Annotated in this window: 4 protein-coding genes; 2 read left to right on the top strand and 2 right to left on the bottom strand. The window is 66.5% G+C overall.

Annotated elements, in window-relative coordinates:
* Nucleotides 1–35 precede the first annotated feature (35 nt).
* Both JWQ91_RS09945 and JWQ91_RS09950 read right to left on the bottom strand, forming a co-directional pair.
* Nucleotides 36–2,000, bottom strand: coding sequence for a fatty acid desaturase (locus JWQ91_RS09945; protein WP_297783072.1), 1,965 nt, complete (start codon nt 1,998–2,000; stop codon nt 36–38).
* 169 nt (nt 2,001–2,169) lie between these two features.
* A complete protein-coding gene (locus tag JWQ91_RS09950; protein WP_297783074.1) occupies nt 2,170–3,897 on the bottom strand; it encodes an aldehyde dehydrogenase family protein in 1,728 nt (575 codons plus the stop codon).
* A gap of 249 nt (nt 3,898–4,146) precedes the next feature.
* Here JWQ91_RS09950 and JWQ91_RS09955 point away from each other — a divergent pair, with 249 nt between their 5' ends.
* Both JWQ91_RS09955 and JWQ91_RS16475 read left to right on the top strand, forming a co-directional pair.
* Nucleotides 4,147–5,385, top strand: a complete 1,239-nt coding sequence (locus JWQ91_RS09955) for a helix-turn-helix domain-containing protein (protein ID WP_297783076.1) — start codon at nt 4,147–4,149, stop codon at nt 5,383–5,385.
* Between the two features lie 226 nt (nt 5,386–5,611).
* A complete protein-coding gene (locus JWQ91_RS16475) occupies nt 5,612–5,752 on the top strand; it encodes a hypothetical protein (protein WP_366521372.1) in 141 nt (46 codons plus the stop codon).
* The last annotated feature ends 236 nt before the right edge of the window (nt 5,753–5,988 follow it).

Genomic DNA, 5,988 nt, shown 5'->3' on the forward strand with positions numbered 1-5,988 from the left:
CTCGCGCGCAGGAGGACGCCGGCTTCGATCGCTCCTCAGGCGTCGTAGTCGAGCCGGACCTCTTCGGTGACTGGGTGCGCCTGGCAGGTCAGCACGTAGCCGTCGGCTACCTCGATGTCGTCGAGGACGTGGTTCTGGTCCATGACGGCCTTGCCGAGAAGGATCTTGGCCCGGCACGTGCCACACGCCCCGCCAGCGCAGGAGTACGGCGGCTCGAGTCCCACTTGCATGGCTGCGTCCAAGATGCTGGCACCGGACGCCTGCAGCGCGAAGGTCGACTCGACACCATCGATGGCAACCGTGACCTGACTCTCGATCTCGACCCCGACGTCGGACGGGGTCAGTTCGGTGTGGAAGACCTCGCTGAGCACCTGCTGGTCATCCAGGTCTCTCGAGAAGTCCTCGACCAGTGCTTGGGGTCCGCAGAGGAACCACGTGTCGACCGGATCGGTCACCAGGCGCCGTACGAGTGCCGGGTCGATTCGCCCGGAGAGGTTGGCCCCAGGGCTCCGGGACAGGACGTGGTGGACGGTGAACCGGCCGCTCACCATCTGGTCAAGGCGGTCGGCGAACATCGCGCTCTCCCTCGTCCGGTTGCCGTAGACGAGGGTGAAGCGGCTGCCCGGCTCCACCTCGAGCGTCGTCGCGATGATCGAGAGCAGCGGGGTGATGCCCGACCCTGCGACTACGGCCACGTAGTGCCGCTGGTTGCTCGGGTCGAGAGCGGCCTGGAAGCGCCCGGTCGGCGACATCACGTCGAGGATGTCTCCTGCCTGCAGCTCACTGTTGACGTACGACGAGAAGACCCCTCCCACGATCCGCTTGACCGCGACCCTCAGGGTGCGGGCCGACACCGGCTCGATGATCGAGTAGCTGCGACGCACGTCCGCACCGTCGACCACGGCGCGCACCGTGACGTGCTGCCCCTGCACGTATCGGTACTCGTGGGCCAGGTCCTCGGGCACTTCGAAGGTGACCGTGACGCTCTCGGCGGTGAGCGGCTCCACGGACTTCACCCGTAGGGGGTGGAAGACGGGACGCTGCGCCGATGGGCGGTCGGCAATCAGCGCCTCGTTATCGGTGATCCGGCGCCAGGTCCGGTACTCGTTCGGCGTGAGAGACCGTCCGAACCAGGTGGAGATCGCAGCGTTGCGATCGAGGTAGGCCTGCTCGTTGCGGCGCCAGGCGCGGATGTAGCGGTAGAACGGCACACTCGGGTGCAGGTGGTGGACGAGGTGATAGTTCTGGTAGACGAACAGTGGTGTCAACCACGACTCTCCACCGACCCGCACCCGGGTCGCCCTGTACTTGTCCTCGCGCTGCGTCACCGTCAGACCATGATGCGGGAGATAGTCGAACCACCAGGCCAGGACGACGATGCCGAGACGCTGCCCAGCCACGAAGGTCAGCACCTCCACGCCCCAGCCGTTGAGCCCCAGCGTCACCAACGCACTGATGCTGACCACGAACACGACGATCGTCGACACCACCTCGGCGCGCGGACGGTCAGTGATGCGACGCAGGTAGAACACGATGTACCACAGATCGAGCGTGGCCCACCGGAACGGGAGTTGCCACCAGGGCCCGGCGCTCGTCCAACTGTCCGGGTCGGTGGCCATCGGCTCGTTGGTGTTGCGGTGGTGCTCGATATGGATGAACTTGATCATCTGGAATGTCGCATTCGGCGCGACGAACGGGACGGAGAGATGACCGAACGCGTTGTTCTTCGTGGTGCCGGTGCTGATGGCGTGGTGAGTCGCCTCGTGCAGCACACTGAACATCAGGAATGTCACCGCCGCGCCCATCGGGACCGTGGCCCACGGCGTCCATCCGCCCACCAGAATGCCGTACGCCTCTGCCGCGAACAGCGTGAGCGTGACGACGTAGAGGCCGGCCGTGGGCCAGGCGAGCGGCGGCACCCGCTCGCCTGGATCCGGCAGTCCTCGTACGGACTGGCGTTCGACCGGCCGCGGGCCGCGGTCCTGCGCAACAGTGTTCATGAGGAACTCGCCTTTACATAGAGATCGAGGTTGTCAAGTACGACGTGCAAGGTGCCAACCGATTTCAACGGCTGGCGGTCAGACGGCATGCGGCCCATTCGTGCAGCAGCACCAAGCCCTGGTTTCGTCGTGGTGTCGGTCACCAGACGCTGCTGCGGGCCGCACGTCCTCAGCCGCGCACTGCCGACCAGAAGACGGCCACGGCCCTCGACCAGCCAGGTTTGGCGACGAAGGCGACCAGACGTCGGGCAGTGGTAGCTGCGGTCCTGTTCGTGACGAACCATGCCGGCTTTGGCATCAGGGACGACTGGCCGGTGCCAAGTGACCTGACCAGTGGGCGGAATGGCCCGGTCACGACGGTCTTCTCAGTCTGGTCGATGAGCAAGGCGTTGTGGACGACGCCGATACCACTCTCGACCCGCGTCAGGGACGCCCCGGGGTAGCCGCCCCAGGGCGCCGCGGCCGTGAGATAGCCGACGGCCGTCCAGGCGTTGATGGCGACTGTGCCGAAGCGCAGTGCCTCGATGAAGTCATCGAAAGTGACGCCAAGGCGCCGACGGGTCCTGGGGTGGACCAGCACATTCGCGCCGAGTGTGCCGGCCAGCCGGTCGTTCACAAACGCCGCGGCCGCCGTCAGGTAGTCGGACGGCTCGCCGGGCACCTCCACGATCGCCAGAACTGGCGAGAAGTACTCCACGTGGAACGCGTCGACGTCGTCACCGGGTCGCAGGCTCTCGATGACGATCCGACCGTTCTGACACTCTGATGCCGTCGGGTGCGCTCTACGGGCGGCCTGCACCCGGTCGTCACTACCCGGGTAGTACGCGGCCCGGGCCGGCGCGGAGTCGATCTCCTCACGAACGGTGGCGAGGAACACGCCCTTGTGCTCCCAGTCCTGAGGTACGACCAGCACCTGCGCGGCGATGCAGTTGTAGCCGCCGTTGTGCAGCCGCTGGGTGGCGACGTGTTCGGCTTGGAACCGGACGTCGCGCCGGGACCACCCTCCTGGCACCACGATGACGGGCGAGACGCCGCCCAGCTCGCTCGTGATGGACTTGGTCATGCGCACGTCGCCTGCAGCCTTGCGACGCGCGCCATCCAACCCCGTTCCGAAGACGATGGCATCGTGACTGACCGAGCTGCCCGTGATGTGCACGTGAGCGGTGTCCGGGTGCTCGATGAGGTGCGCCCCGACATCAATGCCGCCGGTCACGACCTGCACCAGGCCAAGGTCGATGAGAGGGGCCAGCGCTGCTCGGGTGGCGTCGTACATCTCGTCCATGACCGGATTGAGCTTGAGGATCACCGCGCGGTTGCTGGCCACCACCTCGTACAAGGTGTCGAGCACGGCGATCGACGTGATGTTCCCGGCACCTAGAACCACGGAGATCCCCCGCGTCTCGCGAGGTTTCAGCTGCCCGAGGCCGGACGCACTCGCGGCGTCGGCGGCCGTGAGTCCCCGGCTGAGCCAGACATCCGCCGAGAACCCGGACATGAGCACCCGGTCCCACGTGGTTCGAGGGAACACGTGAAGAGCTGTGCGCCCACCGGGCGCCGGCGACGACCTGACGTCACTCAGCGGACTGACACCGCGGGCGAGCGCGTCTATCGAATCGGCCAGCATCGCGGCATTTGTCGCCACGGCGTAGGGGCCGGAGAGCCACTCTTCCCCCACGAGCGGCGACGACCGCTCGAGGCTCTTCGCCCGGCAGGCCGACTCCACCCAGAACTGCGCGTGCTCCAGTGTCGCGGCAGCGACGTCGCGCAGCAGCTGACCGCGAGCGATGAGTGGCAGACCTGCCCAGCGTCGCTCTCCCTCGGCCAGCCCGTCGAGCGTGGCATCCAGGGTTCCAGTGGACGTCGGGGTGGAAGCAGTTGGGGACATGACGGGGTCCATTCGGTGAGTCTGGAGAAGGGCCAAGCAGGTGGGTCCTGATCATTGAAGCCGAGTCGCGCATCCGGATACTCGGATCGTCCGTCCAGAAATCGCAGCGCGTTTTGTGTCGAAGACCAACCGGCTGTGACGGCAAGCACACTCGAAGTAGTGTGTGGAACACTCACCTACACGCCTGTCCACCGAGCGGATCGTGCATGAACGACAGCGGCGGGTAGCCTCGTCCACCGCGAGAAGAAGATCGGAGACACCGTGAAGGGGCTCGAGAGGCACAGCGACCTGGCTCCATGGCTCGCGTCATTCGTCGAAGAAGAGGGCCATCCGGACAAGGTCGATGCGTGGGTCACGCGGACCGCCGCGGCCATCAACCTCGAGGTCGAGGCGGTGCGCCAGGATCCGGAGGTCCAGGAAGAGGTCCGGGCCACCATCCGCGATCACTGGACGGCCTTCCTGACCCAGTTCGACTCGCCCGACTTCTCGTTCCACCTCGTCGACGCGGGTCGGGTGTTCGCGATGGAGTTCGCGAGGCGGCAACTTCCGCTGGAATCGATGATCAACCTGTACCGGGTGGCGCAGCAGTCGACATGGGACTACATCACCGACGTCGTCAATGAACTGCCCCCAGACTCCATCGACCACGCTGCCGTCCTGATCTACTTCTGGAGCAGGGCGAGCACGTGGATCGACCGCTCGATCACCGAGTCGGTCGCCGTGTTCCAGACTGAGCTCGCGAGAGTCATGGCCGGCACCGAGGCACAACGCTACGACGTTGTGCGAGACGTACTCGCCGGCAAGACCGAGGATCGCCGGGCACTGTCCACAGCCCTGGGCGGTTACCCACTCTCGGTGATGCACACCGCCGTGGTGCTCGAGAGCCAGAGCACCGATGCGGTGAACGACCTGCGGACGCTCGCCGTTGAGATCGCCACTCTCACCGGCGTGCAGAACCCGCTCCTTGTGAAGCCGGGCGGCCGGCGGTTGTGGATGTGGCTCGGCAGCGGGCAAGATCTCGACCTCGACGTGCTGCGCGAGACCGACGCCGCCTTGCGGCCTCAGGTTGCCGTTGGAGTCGGATCCGCGGTGCACGGGCTCGAAGGTTTTGCCGTCAGCCACCGAGAGGCCCTCGAAGCGCTGCGCGTCGGTGGTGCCATGACCCGCCGACCCGGATACGTGACGTGCTACTCCGACATCGAGATGGCGGCCTTGCTGCGATGCACGCCCGAAGTCGACCGGTTTATCGAGCGGGCACTCGGACCGCTCATACAGCGCGACATCGCAACGGACCGGATAAGAGAGACGGTTCAGGCCTACCTCAATGCAGGCGGCAACGTCGACGAGGCGTCGCAGGAGATCTTCGTCCACCGCAACACCGTTCGATACCGGCTCAACCAGGCCGAAGAGCTGCTCGGCCACAAGGTGGTGAAGGTCAACGCGCCCCTGGCCGTCGCTCTGAGCCACTTCCGGGCCTTCCACGAGCCGAGCGACGGCTGAGTGCTCGTCCATGGCCCTGTGCTGTGGCACAGGTTCGATCGCGAGTATTGACCGAATGGACCACGCGCCGAGGGCACGCGGGGCACGAAACTGGCGGCCGCGCGGCGGGACCCTGAGGGTGGCCTCGGCGGCTGGTTCCGCACGGGCGACCTCGCCAGACGCGATCCGGACGGTTGGTACTACATCGTCGATCGCGTCAAGGACTCGTCATTCGCAGCGGTTCAATGTGTACCCCCGCGAGGTCGACGAAGTACTCATCGAGCACCCGGCGGTGTCACTCGCGGCCGTCATCGGCGTGCCGCACCCTTCCCCCGCATCGTCGAGCTCGTTGATGCGTCGGGTCGGCGGGGCGATCGACGAGCACTGAGCGGCGGCCAATGTGCACGTCGCGTAGATGGCTGGTGGACACGTCTCGCCGCGCTGGTCACGCTACCGCTACAGGGGCACCCGCACCCAGCTGGAAGGAGCCGGGGGGTGGGACGACGCCGTTGTCGCGGCACCACGAGCCAGGCTCGCGCTCACCGCGGCGGGGACGGCCGTCGGACGTCTCGAGCTGCAGCGGGACCGGCGGCAGCGGGGGCATCGCGATGCCGGCCTCGGAGG

Origin of the sequence: Aeromicrobium sp. (genome assembly GCF_025965075.1) — a bacterium.
Lineage (GTDB): Bacteria > Actinomycetota > Actinomycetes > Propionibacteriales > Nocardioidaceae > Aeromicrobium.